This window comes from Pseudomonas sp. S2_H01 (genome assembly GCF_054668305.1).
Genome location: NZ_CP162756.1, coordinates 2118203 through 2133241, shown reverse-complemented (window position 1 = coordinate 2133241; position 15039 = coordinate 2118203). Strand labels below are relative to the sequence as shown.

Sequence of the window (15039 nt, the reverse complement as noted above, 5' to 3'; positions counted from 1 at the left end):
GGCGCATTATACCCAGTGAGCCCCGATTAGGGGATCGCCCTGTCAGTTGCCGGAAATCCTGCCGCCGGACTGCGCCGTGCGCGGCTAAATAGGGCAGGGAAGAGCGCCAGTGGCGGCTCAGGAAAAATCTGCTAACAATGCACACGGTGCGCATCACAGCAGCTACGCCATAATGCGCGCCGAGATCAAAGGAGCTTCCAATGAACAGCACTGCACAAACGGCTGAAGGCGAGAAAATCCTCATCGTTGATGATGACCCGGGTCTGAGCAGCCTGTTAGAACGCTTTTTCACCAGCAAAGGCTATCGTGCCCGTGCTGTTGCCAACGTTGAGCAAATGGACCGGCTGTTGGCTCGCGAAGTCTTCCACCTCGTGGTGCTGGATCTGATGCTGCCGGGCGAAGACGGCCTGTCTGCTTGCCGCAGACTGCGGGCCGCCAACAATCAGGTCCCGATCATCATGCTGACCGCCAAGGGCGATGAGCTGAGTCGTATCAAGGGGCTGGAGCTGGGTGCGGACGACTATCTCGCCAAACCTTTCAACCCCGATGAACTGATGGCGCGTGTCAAAGCGGTTCTGCGTCGCCAGGCAGTACCGGTTCCCGGTGCGCCTGCCAGTGAAGACGAAACGGTCACGTTTGGTGATTACGAACTGTCGCTGGCGACCCGTGAGCTCAAGCGCGGTGAGGAAGTCCACATGCTCACCACGGGCGAGTTCGCGGTGCTCAAGGCACTCGTCATGCACGCCCGTGAGCCGCTCACGCGCGACAAGCTGATGAATCTGGCGCGGGGTCGTGAGTGGGACGCGCTGGAGCGATCCATCGACGTCCAGATATCCCGTCTGCGTCGTCTGATCGAAGTCGATGCCGCCAAGCCGCGTTACATCCAGACGGTATGGGGCGTGGGATACGTGTTTGTTCCAGACGGCGCCAACAAGCAGTAACAGCAACAGACAGATTGCCTGTCAGGCGCACTGCACGCCTGCATTGCGAGCCAGTCACCCCGATGCTCTTGAAAGGAGCGAGGGGGTGACTGGTTTTTGCTGTCTCTTGTGATCCGCGAAATTTCGCGAGCCTGGCTCGCTCCTGCATAGTGTGTAGCTGCTGTTATGAAAACACCGCTCTGGTTCCCGCAAAGCTTTTTCTCCCGCACCTTGTGGCTGGTGCTCATCGTCGTGCTGTTTTCCAAGGCGCTGACCCTGGTTTATCTGTTGATGAACGAGGACGTGCTGGTTGACCGTCAGTACAGTCACGGCGTGGCCTTGACCTTGCGCGCGTATTGGGCGGCAGACGAAAGCGACCGGCAGACCATCGCCGATGCGGCCGGTCTGATCCGCGTGGTGGGCGGCGGGGTTCCGGAGGGTGAGCAGCATTGGCCTTATTCGGAGATCTATCAGCGGCAGATGCAGGACGAACTGGGCGCGGACACCGAAGTTCGCCTGCGCGTGCATGCGCCACCCGCGCTGTGGGTGCGAGCTCCCAGCCTGGGCGATGGCTGGTTAAAAGTCCCGCTGTACCCGCATCCACTGCGTGGCCAGAAGATCTGGAGCGTTCTGGGCTGGTTCCTGGCGATCGGCCTGTTGTCCACAGCGTCGGCCTGGATTTTTGTCAGTCAGCTCAACCAGCCTCTCAAGCGTCTGGTCTTCGCCGCGCGGCAGCTGGGGCAGGGCCGCAGCGTGCGATTGCCTGTCAGTGACACGCCCAGCGAAATGACCGAGGTGTACCGTGCGTTCAACCAGATGGCTGAAGACGTCGAGCAGGCAGGGCAGGAGCGGGAGTTGATGCTGGCGGGCGTGTCTCACGACCTGCGTACGCCGTTGACGCGGCTGCGGTTGTCGCTGGAGCTGATGCCCAAAGACAACGAGTTCATGGACGGCATGGTTCGCGACATTGAGGACATGGACGCCATCCTCGATCAGTTCCTGGCCTTCATTCGTGACGGTCGCGATGAAGAGGTCGAGGAGGTCAACCTCGTCGAGTTGGTTCACGAAGTCGTGGCACCCTATAACAGCCCGGTCGAGCAGGTGCGCTTGTGCCTGGAGTCGATCCCGCCATTTCCGCTGCGCCGGGTTTCGATGAAGCGTCTGCTCAACAACCTCATCGGCAACGCGATGCACCATGCCGGTGACGGCGTTGAGGTGGCCGCTTATGTGTCTGGAGACAGCGGCGCGCCGTACGTCGTGTTGAGCGTGCTGGACCGTGGCATGGGCATCGACCCGTCGGAGCTCGAAGGCATTTTCAACCCGTTCATCCGTGGCGACCGCGCCCGCAGCGGCAAGGGCACCGGACTTGGGCTGGCAATCGTCAAGCGCATTGCCGCGATGCACGGGGGCAATGTCGAATTGCGAAATCGATCGGGTGGCGGACTTGAAGCACGCGTGCGCCTGCCGCTTGGTTTGATGCTGCCGCGGGATGCCGTTTGACCGCACGGGCGGTGACGGTCCATGTGTAAGCGCTGGCCTGCTGGCGAATGCGTGAGCGCCTGCCCCAGCGCTTCGTCAGCAAGCCGGCTCCTATAGAGCGTTTTTACGAATCAGCCCTTACCCTTCGTCCGCGTCATGTGCGGCCCACCGTTTTTCTCGATGTACTGAATGATCATCCCGGCCACGTCCTTGCCGGTGGTGGTTTCGATGCCTTCCAGGCCCGGCGATGAGTTCACCTCCATCACCAGCGGCCCGTGGTTGGAGCGCAGGATGTCCACGCCTGCGACGCTCAGTCCCATCACCTTGGCGGCACGAATGGCGGTCATGCGTTCTTCCGGCGTGATTTTGATCAGGCTGGCCGTGCCGCCCCGGTGCAGGTTGGAGCGGAACTCGCCGGGTTTGGCCTGGCGCATCATCGACGCGATGACCTTGTCCCCCACTACGAAGCAGCGGATATCCGCACCACCGGCTTCCTTGATGTACTCCTGAACCATGATGTCCTGCTTGAGGCCCATGAAGGCTTCGATCACGGATTCCGCTGCGGTTGCGGTTTCGCACAGCACCACGCCGATGCCCTGAGTGCCTTCCAGCACTTTGATCACCAGCGGCGCACCGTTGACCATCTGGATAAGGTCCGGGATGTCGTCGGGAGAGTGCGCGAAACCGGTTACGGGCAGGCCGATGCCGCGCCGCGACAGCAACTGCAGCGAGCGCAGCTTGTCCCGGGAGCGGGCGATGGCAACGGATTCGTTCAGCGGAAACACGCCCATCATTTCGAACTGACGCAACACGGCGCAGCCGTAGAAGGTCACGGAAGCGCCGATCCGCGGGATGACCGCATCAAAGCCTTCCAGGGGTTTGCCTCGGTAGTGAATCTGCGGCTTATGACTGGCAATGTTCATATAGGCGCGCAGGGTATCGATCACCACGACCTCGTGGCCACGCTGAATACCAGCTTCGACCAGGCGACGAGTTGAATACAGACGCGGGTTTCGCGAAAGCACAGCGATCTTCATGCAACACCTGTGGGAGAGGAATTAGAGGCCGGAAACACCGGCTTGTCCTGAACATAAGTAATCCCCGGATTGACCACCAGTTGGCCGTCAATCAGGGCTTTGGAACCCAATAACAAGCGATAACGCATGGCTTTGCGGCACGCCAGCGTGAACTCCACCGGCCAGACTCGATCACCCAGCGCCAGCGTTGTGCGAATCACATAACGCACTTGTGCGTGCCCGTTGGAGCTTTTGATGGTTTTCATCGCCACCAACTGGGCCTCGCAACGTCGATGGCGCAGCTGCACCACCGTGCCCAGATGCGCGTTGAAGCGCACCCATTTCTCGCCGTCGCGTTCGAAGGGCTCGATTTCCGTGGCGTGCAGACTGGACGTGCTGGCCCCGGTGTCGATCTTCGCGCGCAGACCGGCAACCCCCAAGTTGGGCAGCGCCACCCATTCGCGAAGGCCGATGACTGTGAGATGGTCGAATGTTTTCAAAGCGATTCCGTACGTTGCGCGTTCTGCCTGACGCCAGATTCAAGCTGGGCCAATGCCTTGGATACAGTGCGTATAACCCGTGCCCTGCATCAGAAAAATCCGCGTCGACGAAAAAGTCCCATTCCCAGGCGTGCATGACGCCTGATGGGTGACTCTAACGCTCAACTCGGTCCACATTGTGACAATCCCGGGAACGATAGCCTGACGAACACCAGAACGCATTCCCTTGCTTGCATGCGGGGGATTCTAACCAAGGCTTGAGATTACTGCGTGCTCGACGTTGCGTAGTACAGTTCTGACTATCACCAGATTGAGGAATTCAGATGACACAAAAGTCAGATGAGGATGACAAGGTTCGTTTGGACAAATGGCTGTGGGCTGCGCGCTTCTTCAAGACGCGTGCGCTGGCCAAAGCTGCAATCGAAAGCGGCAAGGTGCACTGCCGGGGCGAGCGGTGCAAACCGGGCAAGGAACCTCGCGTGGGCGACGAGTTTCAGATCCGTGCCGGGTTCGATGAACGCACGGTGGTGGTCAAGGCGTTGTCTATCGTGCGTCGTGGTGCTCCGGAGGCTCAACTGCTTTACAGCGAAACCCCAGAAAGCCTGGCCAAGCGTGAGCAGGCGGCCGAGATGCGCAAGGCCGGCAGCCTGGGCGTCACGACCGATGGCAAACCCACGAAGAAGCAGCGCCGCCAGTTGTTTCAGTTTCATTCCGGGGATGATTGAGCCAGTCGCTCATTCATTCCTCTGATTTGGCGGGCGGTGGGCGCGAACTCGCTCCCACCGCAAAAGCGCTGACTGAGCGCTGTACGCTCAGGCGCGTGCTCCGGGCTTCATGATGCTCAGGCAACGAATCAATGGCAGGCGGCCGAACAGATTGAAGAGCGGTGCCGTGACGCGCAGCAGGAACCCGGTCGCCACCGCCGCAAAGGGCGTGTAGCAGCTCCAGCCCAAAGCCAGCAGTGCGATCATGACGCCGCCGATGTAGTCGTCCTGCCCCCAATGCGCACCGGCCACCAGACGCGGCATCATGAACAGCAACGCGAGTGCCCAGATAATCAGGCGTTGGCCGACGGTGCGGCTGTAGACGGTCATGAACATCGCCCAGATCAGCAACACCGAGGCGTGGTCACCGGGGAAGCTCTGGCTGGATCGATCTTTGAGCTGCCATTTGTCTTCGAGGGTCGGAAAAATATCGCTGAGCTTGATGGCGTCAGGGATCACCATCGACGCGCTGTCATGCTGCAGCGAGGTGTGATCGATGATTTTGGAGAACACCGTGCGAATGATCAGCAGCAGGATCAGCGTCAGCACGAAGCCAATCAGCGCCGCGCGGGTCTGAACCTGCTTGAACACCCAGTCGCCTTTGATCAGCAGCATCAGCAGGATCAGGCCAACCACGACATCGAAGGGGCGCATACTGGCAACTGTCCAGGTCCAGAGCCACACTTTGTTTTCCAGCAATGGCCGATTCAGCAAATGGAAAAACCATTCGTCGAATCGGGTGAAAAGGGCATGACCTGTAGGCCAGATCCACACCAGCAGAAGCGCCAGCGCCACGAGATGACACAGCAAGAATTTTTTGGCGTTCCACTTGGGTTGGAAGAGCGCGGGATAGTCCATAAAATGCCCCCATCGGCATGACAATGCACCAAGCGGTGCTAAATCGCGTTTTATAGGCGTTTGTCATCAATTTGTCATTACTTCAGATACCTATTTTCTATGCATGATTTCCCGGATATCGATTACACCCAGCGTTTCATCTTCGACGAGAGCGACGTTCGCGGTGAGCTCGTGGCATTGGAGCGCAGCTACGCCGAAGTGCTCGCCAAGCATCCCTACCCTGAGCCGGTCGCACAATTGCTGGGCGAAATGCTCGCTGCGGCGGCCTTGCTGGTCGGTACGCTGAAGTTTGATGGCTTGCTGGTTCTTCAGGCGCGGTCACTTGGACCGGTTTCGCTGTTGATGGTCGAATGCTCCAGCGAGCGTGAGATTCGAGGCATCGCCCGGTACGACGAAAGCCTGATCACCCCGGATGCCACGCTCCAAGAGCTGATGCCTGACGGCGACCTGACGATGACCATCGACCCACGTCAGGGCAAACGCTATCAGGGGATCGTCGGCCTGGACGGCGTCGATCTGTCAGCTTGCCTCTCCAGCTACTTCGTGATGTCCGAGCAATTGCCGACACGGTTCTGGATCAAGGCCGACGGCAAGCGCGCGCGTGGCTTGCTGCTCCAACAGTTGCCAGCCGCTCGCCTGACTGACCCGGAAGAGCGCGAAGCCAGCTGGCAACACGTCAATACGCTGGTCGACACCCTGACTGCCGAAGAGCTGTTAAGCCTGAACAACGAAACCGTGCTGCACCGTCTGTTCCACGAAGATGCCGTGCGCATGTTCGATATCCAGCCATTGGTGTTCCGTTGCAGCTGCTCGCGCGAACGTTCAGCCAACGCTCTGGTCAGTCTTGGTCTGGAAGACGCACAGCAGTTGGTGATCGAGCACAACGGCACCGTTGAGATCGATTGCCAGTTCTGCAACCAGCGCTACCTTTTCGACGCAACCGATGTAGCGCAGCTGTTCGCAGGCGGTGGAGTCGATACGCCATCTGACACCCGTCATTGATGTAGTTTTTATGTAGTGCCGGGACCGGGCTGAATGGTTTCCGCCCAGCGGGCCGCGTTCTTCATTATGTAGTTCTGACAGGAGGGCCCTACCTTTTTTGGGCTTTTCTGGCATAATCCGGCCCACTTTTCAGCTGTAGTAGTTTGGGTTTTTCTACTACAAAACGTTTGGAGCACTCGGCCAGCGGGCCGACGGGGAATCTCATGACGCAAGCCAATAACGCCGTTCACACCGATCTCAGTGTCGACGATCTGGTTAAAGAAGCCCTCAAACGCGAAGAAGGCGTCCTGTCCGATACTGGCGCATTCGTCGTGAAAACTGGCCATCGCACCGGTCGTTCGCCAGTTGATCGCTTCATCGTTGAAGAACCAACCACCCAGGACGCTATCGCCTGGGGCCCGATCAACCGCAAGTTTCCTGCCGACAAGTTCGATGCCCTGTGGGCGCGTGTCGAGGCGTTCAACAACGCTCAGGAACACTTCGTCTCCCACGTTCACGTAGGCGCTGCCGAGGATCACTACCTCGCCGTCAAGATGACCACCCAGACCGCCTGGCAAAACCTGTTCGGTCGTTGCCTGTTCATCAATCCGGCCCAGTACAACCCTGCTGGTCGCGAAGAGTGGCAGGTTCTGAACGTTGCGAACTTCGAGTGCGTTCCAGAGCGTGACGGCACCAACTCCGACGGTTGCGTCATCCTCAACTTCAAACAGAAAAAAGTACTGATCGCGGGCATGCGTTACGCCGGCGAGATGAAAAAAGCGATGTTCTCGGTGCAGAACTTCCTGCTCCCTGCCGCCGACGTGCTGCCGATGCACTGCGCTGCCAACATCGGTGAAGAGGGCGATGTGACCCTGTTCTTCGGCCTGTCCGGCACGGGTAAAACCACCCTGTCTGCAGACGAGAGCCGTTACCTGATCGGTGACGACGAGCACGGCTGGGGCGAAGGCGTTGTGTTCAACATCGAAGGCGGTTGCTATGCCAAGTGCATCGACCTCTCCGAGAAGAACGAGCCCGTCATCTGGAAAGCCATCAAGCACGGCGCCGTGCTGGAAAACGTAGTCCTGGACGCCAACGGCCACGCCGACTACGCCGACGGCAGCCTGACCCAGAACAGCCGCGCCGCCTACCCGCTGGAGCACGTTGAAAAACGCTCCGAGAAGAACCTGGGCGGCGAGCCTAACGCTGTGATCTTCCTGACTTGCGACCTGACTGGCGTTCTGCCGCCCGTCTCGATCCTCAGCGAAGAACAAGCGGCCTATCACTTCCTGTCGGGTTACACCGCACTGGTGGGTTCGACCGAAATGGGCTCGGGCGCTGGCATCAAGTCGACGTTCTCCACCTGCTTCGGCGCGCCGTTCTTCCCGCGTCCTGCTGGCGAATACGCCGAGCTGCTGATCAAACGTATCCGTGGCTTCGGCTCCAAGGTCTACCTGGTCAACACCGGCTGGACCGGCGGCGGCTACGGCGTCGGCAAGCGCTTCAACATCCCGACTACCCGTGGCGTTATCGCAGCCATCCAGAGCGGCGCACTGATCGGTGCAGATACAGAGCACCTGGACACCGTCAACCTGGACGTACCGAAGTCGGTTCCAGGCGTCGACACCGCGTTGCTCAACCCGCGCAACACTTGGGCTGACAAAGCGGCGTACGACGAAGCCGCCAAAGCGCTGGCCGGTCTGTTCATCGAGAACTTCAAGAAGTTCGACGTGAGCGATGCGATCAAGGCAGCCGGTCCTAAGCTGTAAGCTTGGGCTCTGCTGAATAAAAACCGCCCTTCGGGGCGGTTTTTTTATGTTCGCGTTTTGATGTTTGATGTTTGATGTTTGATGGCGTGGTGCAGATTAGCGCTTCTGCCCCGAGGGCGTGGGAGCTTTTGGAGGCTACGAGGGTATGGGCCGCACTTCGGACGAACGCGGTGTGTCATTCACCATTGATGCTGCTGACCCACCGTATTCGCCAGCAAGCCGGCTCCTACAGTATTCGTGTCATGTTCAAGTCTTTGGAACGCCGCGAACCCTGTAGGAGACGTCCGAGGTTACGAGGGCAGCGAACGCGGTGTGTCATTCACCGTTGATGCTGCTGACCCACCGCATTCACCGAGCAAGCTCGCACATTCCTCCCACGCCTTCCATTAAGAAACAAAAACGCCTACCCGCCAGCGTTGGCTTTGCTTTGGGTCAATGTCACCCCGCCTTATCCGTCACCGGAAAATCCTGGGTGATGTCAAAGCTACCTTTGGCGACGACGCTCTTGGCGTCGCACAGTTTTGCGTCGAAGCCGGGGTGGCGCTCGCCGTGTTCGGCGGCGTACGTTGCGGCTTCCCGGGTGCATTCGTCGGTGGGCTGTTCCGGGGACAGAGCTGCATTGAACTGGAAGGTGCCAACGAGGCGATAGCGGTCGAGCAACTTGTTGGTGGAGGTCAGCTTTTCGATCTTGCTGAAGTCGAGTTTGACGTTGCTGTTGGCGCCGCCTTTATCGGTGTCGAAGTATTGGTAGTACGAGCCGGTATCGTAGGAAGCGCTGTTTTCATCATGAGCGACTTCCACGCGACCGCCCTGGAACAGGATGGCCTGCTTTTCCTGATCAGGATTGTCGAACGAGAAACCCAGGATCGGCCCGATACTGACTTCGTTGCGATCGCCTTCTGCCTCCTGATCCGCGCTCAGGGTCAGCCAGTTGGCGCCGGGCAGCTTGCCGGGCAGGAAGCCCACGCCGACCGCATCGCCCTTGGCTTCGTAATGCAGGTTCAACGCCCCGCTGACATCCACCGTCATCGACTTCGACAAGCCCCGGGCGTCGGCCGAGGCGCTGCTGGTCTTCTCGGGTTCCTTCTCGCCGCAGCCAGCGAGTGCGGCCATGAATGCAGTCAGCAGTAGCGGTAGGTAATGGTTGCGGGTCATGACGATTTCCTGAAGTGATCGGCGTGCAGGCCTCTGCTTGGCGGAAGGTATGACCGCGGAATCGGCCAGTGGGTCAATGGCCGCAGGGTAATCAATGAAAAAACCGCCCGGTGACTGGGCGGTTTTTTTGAAACAGGGGCGCGGCGGAACATGTTCGATGGCTTGAACAGACCGACCTCAACGCATGACTCGTTAAACGTTTATGTACAGTCGTTAACGGTGAAACGTGTTACTTCAGAATAACTTTGTAGGCGTCGTTGCCTTTCGCAAGTGTGGCGGCCAATCCCTCTTTCGGATTAAGAGGTAGGCCGGTGACTTTTCCAAATGCAACGGTTTTACCGTTATGGATGACAGAGCGTTCATTCGCCGTGTGTTCCGTCAGCCCTGTATAAGATTGACTGCGCATTTTCACAAAGTCGCTGTCGTGCATGACCATGCTCTGGTGAAGATTGCTGACATCCACTGCTGACAGATTCATCGTCTTCGTCAGTTTTGTGCCCCATCGAGTGAGGCAAACTTCTGCATAGTGCCTGACCAGCTTGCCAGGCTCGTTCAGCGCACCAGGGCCCGACGCGCCGCTCAACGACGCATTGCCCACCAGCGTGGCGTGCCTTCCCGCCATGGGGAAGATACTCACTTGAGTGGAGGCGGCCGTTTTCGGAATGACGCAGGCAAATCCCTTGGAGCGTTCATCGCGCGCATAAAAGGCGACGTACTGTTTCACATTGCTGCTCAACGAAATCTTTTCAAGCTGCGTGTTCAAGGGACCCGGAACAGGATCTACCACGAAAATGTTGACAGGAATCTTCCGCAGCACGGGATCGGCCAGTAGTGCATTCGCCAGCATGTGGCAGCTCACACCACCCCGGCTCCAGCCCACCAGGTTGATCTGAGTCGGGATGATCCCTCCCTTGCGGTGGGTCTTGATGATCTGCTCTTGCAGTTGCTGCTGGCTGACTTTGCGGTTGCCAAAATCATAGTGTCGCCACAGCCAAGAATCAGTCTCTTCGACCTTATGGATCGGCAAGCCCGCATTTTTCAACCGAACATATTCCGTTTCAGTGAGTTTCGTCCGCTGCCAGTCAAATTTGCCCTTCACGATATTGACCGCATGTTGCACGTTTTCATGCCAGCCTTTGCCGAATGCTGTTCCTGTCCAGCCGTAGCTCTTGGATTCGGTGAACAGTTCGTCAGCCTGCAAGTTGCCACTGCCAGGGCCGTTCACCACGATCCAGTCAGCGAATTCGCGGCTGCCCATGTTATTGGAAAGTGTGGAAATCAGTTCACCGTTCCAGTAGTTGTCGTGAAGCGAGTCATATTTTGTGGAGCCAGTTCCACAAAAGAAAATAGTAAATACCGTCATGTTTCTAACCTCATGGGTGTGTAGGAGCCATGAGGTTAGATTAATTAATAAAACGTTTGTGGCTGGACTGTGTTACCTGATGTTGAGCCGTATTGAGCGGTACGCTTACACGATTAATTAGTTTGCCTGATATGTCCGCGCCGCCTCGCAATATTGCGCCTGCGCCAACTTATTCTTCTCGTCCTTGTCCTTTGCAACGCGTTTGGTCCAGTCACTGCACATGTCTTTGAAGAACGGAGTCGCCGCACGCCGGCATTCGCGGTATTCGACGCTGTCGCTTTTGAAGTTCATGCACACGCTGCTGTTGTCGATGTGGTTGTTATAGATGCGATACCGCGCTTCGTAGCGGTTGCGGCCGTCGATTTCGCGGATGAATACGCCCGCGACTTCGTAATGGCGGCCGGTATCGGCTTTGGGTTGGGTGGCTGCGGACTTGTACTGCGCCATGTAGCGGTCAGAGACCATGCCTTGAGGACGCGGAGCGTTATAGTCCGTCGGCTGCGCTTCACCGAAGCGGCAGTTGATGACGTCGCGATCAATCACATTGCCGTCTTTCAGGCAGTTATCCAGTGGCTGAGTGGTTGCGGGTTGCGCCGTTTCAAGCTTGGGCGCGACATAGACGACCTGTTCGGTTGTGCGTAAGTCCGCTGCTGGCGCGACCGATGCGGGCGCTTCCTGGAGGTCGGCAGAGGGCGTAGGTGCAATCGCGACGTGCGGTGGTTTCTGCGTGTGAAACATCTGGGTGACGAGATAGATAATCGCCGCCAGCAATGCCAGGCAAATGACAACGCTGCTGAGAGGCCAACTGGTCTTCGCAGGTGCGACTTTTCGTTTGGCGGGGTGGGATCCGAGCACGACATCGAACTGATCCGGTGTCAGACGCTGTATGACGGTGAGCCCGTCGTCTTTCGGCGGTGGGGTGGGCTGCATTGCCTCTCCTTGGCATGTCGCGGGTTGCGGGCGGTTCTCTGGGCCTGTGCGAACGCGCGACATAAAACGTAACGTGTGTGGCGGCGAGGTTAAACCCCGCAATGTTGTTTTGCTAGTACAACGTATCGATGCCGTACCGGGTCTGTATCCTGGTTGGCATTTCTGTAACGGTTTCGGTGTACTGCGCCCAAACCCACCGCGTTAAGGTGGCTCACCTTTGCGACGGTCCATGGAGTGGCAGCTATGCATCAAACCCTTGAACAGGTGTTCGGTTATCGGCAGTTTCGCACCGGACAAGAGGCCGCGATCAGTGCGGTGTTGGCCGGGCGTTCTGCTGCAGCAATCTTTCCCACAGGCTCGGGCAAGTCGCTGTGTTATCAATTGCCCGCGTTGCTGCTGCCGCACCTGACCCTCGTGGTGTCGCCATTGCTGGCGCTGATTCAGGATCAGTTGGCTTTTTTGCAGCGTCATGGCATCGCGGCCGCGAGTATCGATTCGGCGCAGAGTCGCGAGGAGGTCGCGGACGTCATGTCGCGCGCGCGTTCAGGCGAGCTGAAAATTCTCATGATCTCGGTCGAACGCCTGAAGAATGAACGCTTCAGGCACTTCATCGCGCAAGTGCCTATCTCGTTGCTGGTGATCGATGAAGCGCACTGCATTTCGGAGTGGGGGCATAACTTCAGGCCCGACTACCTCAAGCTTCCGGACTACCAGCGCGAGTTCAAGATCCCACAGGTGTTGCTGCTGACGGCTACCGCTACGCCAAACGTCATCGACGACATGCAGAGCAAATTCGCCATTGCCCCCGACGACGTGGTGACGACAGGCTTCTATCGAGCCAACCTGACATTACACGTGGAGCCTACACCTGGCCGTGACAAGCGCCGTCGGCTGGTGCAATGGCTTGGCGAACGCGCGGGGCAGCCGAGCATCGTCTACGTCACGCTGCAAAAAACAGCGGAGTTCGTCGCGGCTCATCTGGCGCAAAACGGCATTCCGGCGCACGCCTATCACGCGGGACTGCCTCACGATAAGCGTGAGTCCATTCAACGGCAGTTCATGGACGGGCGACTGAATTGCATCGTTGCCACCATCGCTTTCGGGATGGGCATCGACAAGAGCGATATCCGCAATGTGGTGCACTTCGACCTGCCGAAATCCATTGAAAACTACAGTCAGGAAATCGGTCGGGCGGGGCGCGATGGGGCCGTCTCGGAATGCCTGGTTCTGGCCAATCGCGACAGCCTGAATGTGCTGGAGAACTTTGTGTACGGCGACACGCCTGAGCGCGAAGGCATTGCTCGGGTGCTGGATGACCTGCTCAATGCACGTAACGACGGGCAGTGGGAGTTTTTGCTGTTGCCGCTCTGTGAGATGAGCAACATTCGTCAGTTGCCGCTCAAGACCCTGCTGGTGCAGCTGGAGCTGCGAGGCATCATCGCGCCGCGTTATGCCTACTTCGCCGAATACCGGTTCAAGTACCTGATCGAGCCGCACGAACTCGTGGCGCGTTTTCAGGGCGAGCGGCAGCAGTTTGTGCAAGCGCTCGTCGAGACTTCCAGCCGTGCGCGCACGTGGGCTACCGTCAATTTCGACGCCATGTATCAGCAGTATCAAGCGGAGCGCTCACGGGTCGTCACGGCGCTGGATTTCTTTCAGGAGAAGGGCTGGATCGAGCTTGAAAGCAAGCAGATGACGGAGGTGTACAGCCTGTTGGTCACCGATTTCGACGCACAGGCGCTGAGCGAGGAACTGCATGATTATTTCGCGCACCACGAAACGACCGAAGTGGCGCGCATTCACGCCATGCTGGATCTGTTTGCCAGTGAGCAGTGTTTGAGCCATCGTCTGGCGCAGTATTTCGGCGACGCCCAGGCGCCCGAGCGTTGCGGGCATTGTTCGGTGTGTGCAGGTCAGGTGGCTCGCTTGCCCGAGCCGCCGGCTCTCGAGCCGCTGGAGCAACAGAGCTTCGAGGCGCTCTGTGGCGATTTCATCGGCAAGCATCGCGAGGCGCGGGGCCATGATCCCAGCACTGAATGCCTGACCCGGTTTCTCTGCGGCATCAGCGTGCCGCTGTTCACCAGGCTCAAGGCAAGGAGTATCGCCGGGTTTGCCGTGCTCGAGGACTATCCCTATGCCTTGGTGCGGGACTGGGTGCTAAGTCACCAATGAGTGTTTGAGCCGTTTCCACAGGATTGATCGACAGCAGAGGAAGACTGAATGTCCCAACCGACCCCGCAACGTGCCGACTATCGCCATTTCCAGCCCATCACCACGCGCTGGCACGACAACGACATTTACGGGCACGTGAACAACGTCACCTATTACAGCTTTTTCGACAGCGCTGTGAACGGTTATCTGATCGAGCGAGGCGGGCTGGATATTCACGACGGGGAGGTTGTCGGGTTTGTGGTCAGTTCATCGTGTGACTACTTTGCATCGATCGCGTACCCGGACCTGATCGAGGTCGGTTTACGGGTGGGCAAGTTAGGCAACAGTTCGGTGCAATACGAGCTGGCGGTTTTCAAGGCCGGTGAGGAGGAGGCTTGTGCTGCTGGGCGTTTCGTTCATGTGTTCGTGGATCGCGCATCGAATCAGCCGGTGGCGATTCCTGCCGAATTGCGTGAGGCGATGGAACAGTTGGTGCTCTGAAACGACAACCGGCCGCAAGGAAGCGGCCGGTGTGTGTGCGACGTTGCGCTGACTGTCAGCGATGACGCCAGCCGCGATGACGGCCGTGGTCGTGATGACGGGGGCCATGACCGTGGCGGTAGTCACGGCGGTCGCCACGGTAGCCACGGCGATTATCGTCGTCATGGCGGCTTTGATCGCCCATGTAGTTGCCCAGTGCGCCACCGGCGCCGCCGCCCGCTGCTGCGCCGATCAGGCTGCCGGTGCTGCCGCCGACGCTACGGCCGATGACGTTACCGCCGGCTGCGCCCAGGCCGCCGCCAATGGCCGCTTCAGTACGGTTGTGGCGGTTTGCGCCGACGGCACCGCCGGCTGCGCCACCAAGGCCCGCGCCAATCGCGGATCCGGTGCTGCCGCCAATTTGCTGGCCAACAACCGAACCCAGTACCCCACCCAATGCGCCGCCCACACCAGCCGTCACGTTGTCGCCAGCGGAGGCGAAACCAGTGGCCAGGGAGAGGGACAACAACAGAATCGAGGAATACTTCATGTATGGATGCTCGTAGGGATGACGACGCGATCCTGCAATCATGAAGAAAATGTCACAATCGAAATCCGACGAATAACACGACTTGTATACAAATCGCTAAGTGATTGTTTTTAGTCGGGAACTTAA

At 58.6% G+C, this 15039-nt stretch carries 14 protein-coding genes; 7 read left to right on the top strand and 7 right to left on the bottom strand.

The genetic code is table 11. The annotated features are described in order from the left end of the window. Window positions 1-200 precede the first annotated feature (200 nt). Together ompR and AB4N84_RS09360 are read left to right on the top strand one after the other, a co-directional pair. Window positions 201-941: an osmolarity response regulator transcription factor OmpR gene (gene ompR, locus AB4N84_RS09365; RefSeq protein ID WP_062379541.1), complete on the top strand. Its 741-nt coding sequence runs from the start codon at window positions 201-203 to the stop codon at window positions 939-941. 165 nt (window positions 942-1106) lie between these two features. After that, on the top strand, window positions 1107-2420 hold the full coding sequence (locus tag AB4N84_RS09360; RefSeq protein WP_074757920.1) for an ATP-binding protein: 1314 nt from the start codon (window positions 1107-1109) through the stop codon (window positions 2418-2420). Window positions 2421-2530: 110 nt separating this feature from the next. Here the strand turns inward: AB4N84_RS09360 and rimK are convergent, their stop codons facing one another. Both rimK and rimB read right to left on the bottom strand, forming a co-directional pair. Next, window positions 2531-3436: a 30S ribosomal protein S6--L-glutamate ligase gene (gene rimK / locus AB4N84_RS09355; RefSeq protein ID WP_074757922.1), complete on the bottom strand. Its 906-nt coding sequence runs from the start codon at window positions 3434-3436 to the stop codon at window positions 2531-2533. Beyond that, window positions 3433-3915 (bottom strand): retropepsin-like aspartic endopeptidase RimB, encoded by a 483-nt coding sequence (gene rimB / locus AB4N84_RS09350; RefSeq protein WP_074757924.1) that lies wholly within the window; start codon window positions 3913-3915, stop codon window positions 3433-3435. The genes rimK and rimB overlap by 4 nt, the downstream gene beginning before the upstream one ends. A gap of 323 nt (window positions 3916-4238) precedes the next feature. On the opposite strand from rimB, the gene AB4N84_RS09345 reads away from it, so the two are divergent. Continuing rightward, entirely contained in the window at window positions 4239-4640 is a 402-nt protein-coding gene (locus tag AB4N84_RS09345) for an RNA-binding S4 domain-containing protein (RefSeq protein WP_074757926.1), read from the top strand. Window positions 4641-4727: 87 nt separating this feature from the next. Here the strand turns inward: AB4N84_RS09345 and AB4N84_RS09340 are convergent, their stop codons facing one another. Continuing rightward, on the bottom strand, window positions 4728-5537 hold the full coding sequence (locus tag AB4N84_RS09340; protein ID WP_460046098.1) for a phosphatase PAP2 family protein: 810 nt from the start codon (window positions 5535-5537) through the stop codon (window positions 4728-4730). A 99-nt stretch (window positions 5538-5636) separates the two neighbouring features. Between AB4N84_RS09340 and hslO the strand changes: the two genes are divergently transcribed. Both hslO and AB4N84_RS09330 read left to right on the top strand, forming a co-directional pair. After that, window positions 5637-6539 carry an Hsp33 family molecular chaperone HslO gene (gene hslO / locus AB4N84_RS09335; protein ID WP_074757930.1) on the top strand — a complete coding sequence of 301 codons (903 nt, stop codon included), beginning with the start codon at window positions 5637-5639 and terminating at the stop codon, window positions 6537-6539. A gap of 203 nt (window positions 6540-6742) precedes the next feature. Further along, a complete protein-coding gene (locus AB4N84_RS09330; protein ID WP_074757932.1) occupies window positions 6743-8284 on the top strand; it encodes a phosphoenolpyruvate carboxykinase in 1542 nt (513 codons plus the stop codon). 438 nt (window positions 8285-8722) lie between these two features. Here the strand turns inward: AB4N84_RS09330 and AB4N84_RS09325 are convergent, their stop codons facing one another. The 3 genes from AB4N84_RS09325 to AB4N84_RS09315 form a co-directional block, all read right to left on the bottom strand. Beyond that, window positions 8723-9439, bottom strand: a complete 717-nt coding sequence (locus tag AB4N84_RS09325; RefSeq protein ID WP_074757934.1) for a hypothetical protein — start codon at window positions 9437-9439, stop codon at window positions 8723-8725. 229 nt (window positions 9440-9668) lie between these two features. Next, the gene (locus AB4N84_RS09320; protein WP_460046096.1) at window positions 9669-10802 is read right to left on the bottom strand and encodes a hypothetical protein; all 1134 of its coding nucleotides are present in this window, start codon (window positions 10800-10802) and stop codon (window positions 9669-9671) included. Between the two features lie 117 nt (window positions 10803-10919). Beyond that, complete coding sequence (locus AB4N84_RS09315; protein WP_460046094.1) at window positions 10920-11732, bottom strand: hypothetical protein; 813 nt, start codon at window positions 11730-11732, stop codon at window positions 10920-10922. 243 nt (window positions 11733-11975) lie between these two features. Here AB4N84_RS09315 and AB4N84_RS09310 point away from each other — a divergent pair, with 243 nt between their 5' ends. Beyond that, window positions 11976-13904 (top strand): RecQ family ATP-dependent DNA helicase, encoded by a 1929-nt coding sequence (locus tag AB4N84_RS09310; RefSeq protein WP_460046092.1) that lies wholly within the window; start codon window positions 11976-11978, stop codon window positions 13902-13904. Window positions 13905-13952: 48 nt separating this feature from the next. Then, window positions 13953-14384, top strand: a complete 432-nt coding sequence (locus AB4N84_RS09305) for an acyl-CoA thioesterase (RefSeq protein ID WP_460046091.1) — start codon at window positions 13953-13955, stop codon at window positions 14382-14384. 55 nt (window positions 14385-14439) lie between these two features. Here the strand turns inward: AB4N84_RS09305 and AB4N84_RS09300 are convergent, their stop codons facing one another. Next, entirely contained in the window at window positions 14440-14913 is a 474-nt protein-coding gene (locus AB4N84_RS09300; protein WP_074757944.1) for a glycine zipper domain-containing protein, read from the bottom strand. Window positions 14914-15039: the final 126 nt, after the last annotated feature.

Bases quoted from the DNA above. Each gene is read 5' to 3' on its own strand.
- AB4N84_RS09305 (WP_460046091.1), top strand. From the start codon at position 13,953: ATGTCCCAACCGACCCCGCAACGTGCCGACTATCGCCATTTCCAGCCC.
- hslO (WP_074757930.1), top strand. From the start codon at position 5,637: ATGCATGATTTCCCGGATATCGATTACACCCAGCGTTTCATCTTCGAC.
- AB4N84_RS09325 (WP_074757934.1), bottom strand. From the start codon at position 9,439: ATGACCCGCAACCATTACCTACCGCTACTGCTGACTGCATTCATGGCC.
- AB4N84_RS09330 (WP_074757932.1), top strand. From the start codon at position 6,743: ATGACGCAAGCCAATAACGCCGTTCACACCGATCTCAGTGTCGACGAT.
- AB4N84_RS09340 (WP_460046098.1), bottom strand. From the start codon at position 5,537: ATGGACTATCCCGCGCTCTTCCAACCCAAGTGGAACGCCAAAAAATTC.
- rimK (WP_074757922.1), bottom strand. From the start codon at position 3,436: ATGAAGATCGCTGTGCTTTCGCGAAACCCGCGTCTGTATTCAACTCGT.
- AB4N84_RS09320 (WP_460046096.1), bottom strand. From the start codon at position 10,802: ATGACGGTATTTACTATTTTCTTTTGTGGAACTGGCTCCACAAAATAT.
- ompR (WP_062379541.1), top strand. From the start codon at position 201: ATGAACAGCACTGCACAAACGGCTGAAGGCGAGAAAATCCTCATCGTT.
- AB4N84_RS09345 (WP_074757926.1), top strand. From the start codon at position 4,239: ATGACACAAAAGTCAGATGAGGATGACAAGGTTCGTTTGGACAAATGG.
- AB4N84_RS09300 (WP_074757944.1), bottom strand. From the start codon at position 14,913: ATGAAGTATTCCTCGATTCTGTTGTTGTCCCTCTCCCTGGCCACTGGT.
- AB4N84_RS09360 (WP_074757920.1), top strand. From the start codon at position 1,107: ATGAAAACACCGCTCTGGTTCCCGCAAAGCTTTTTCTCCCGCACCTTG.
- AB4N84_RS09315 (WP_460046094.1), bottom strand. From the start codon at position 11,732: ATGCAGCCCACCCCACCGCCGAAAGACGACGGGCTCACCGTCATACAG.
- AB4N84_RS09310 (WP_460046092.1), top strand. From the start codon at position 11,976: ATGCATCAAACCCTTGAACAGGTGTTCGGTTATCGGCAGTTTCGCACC.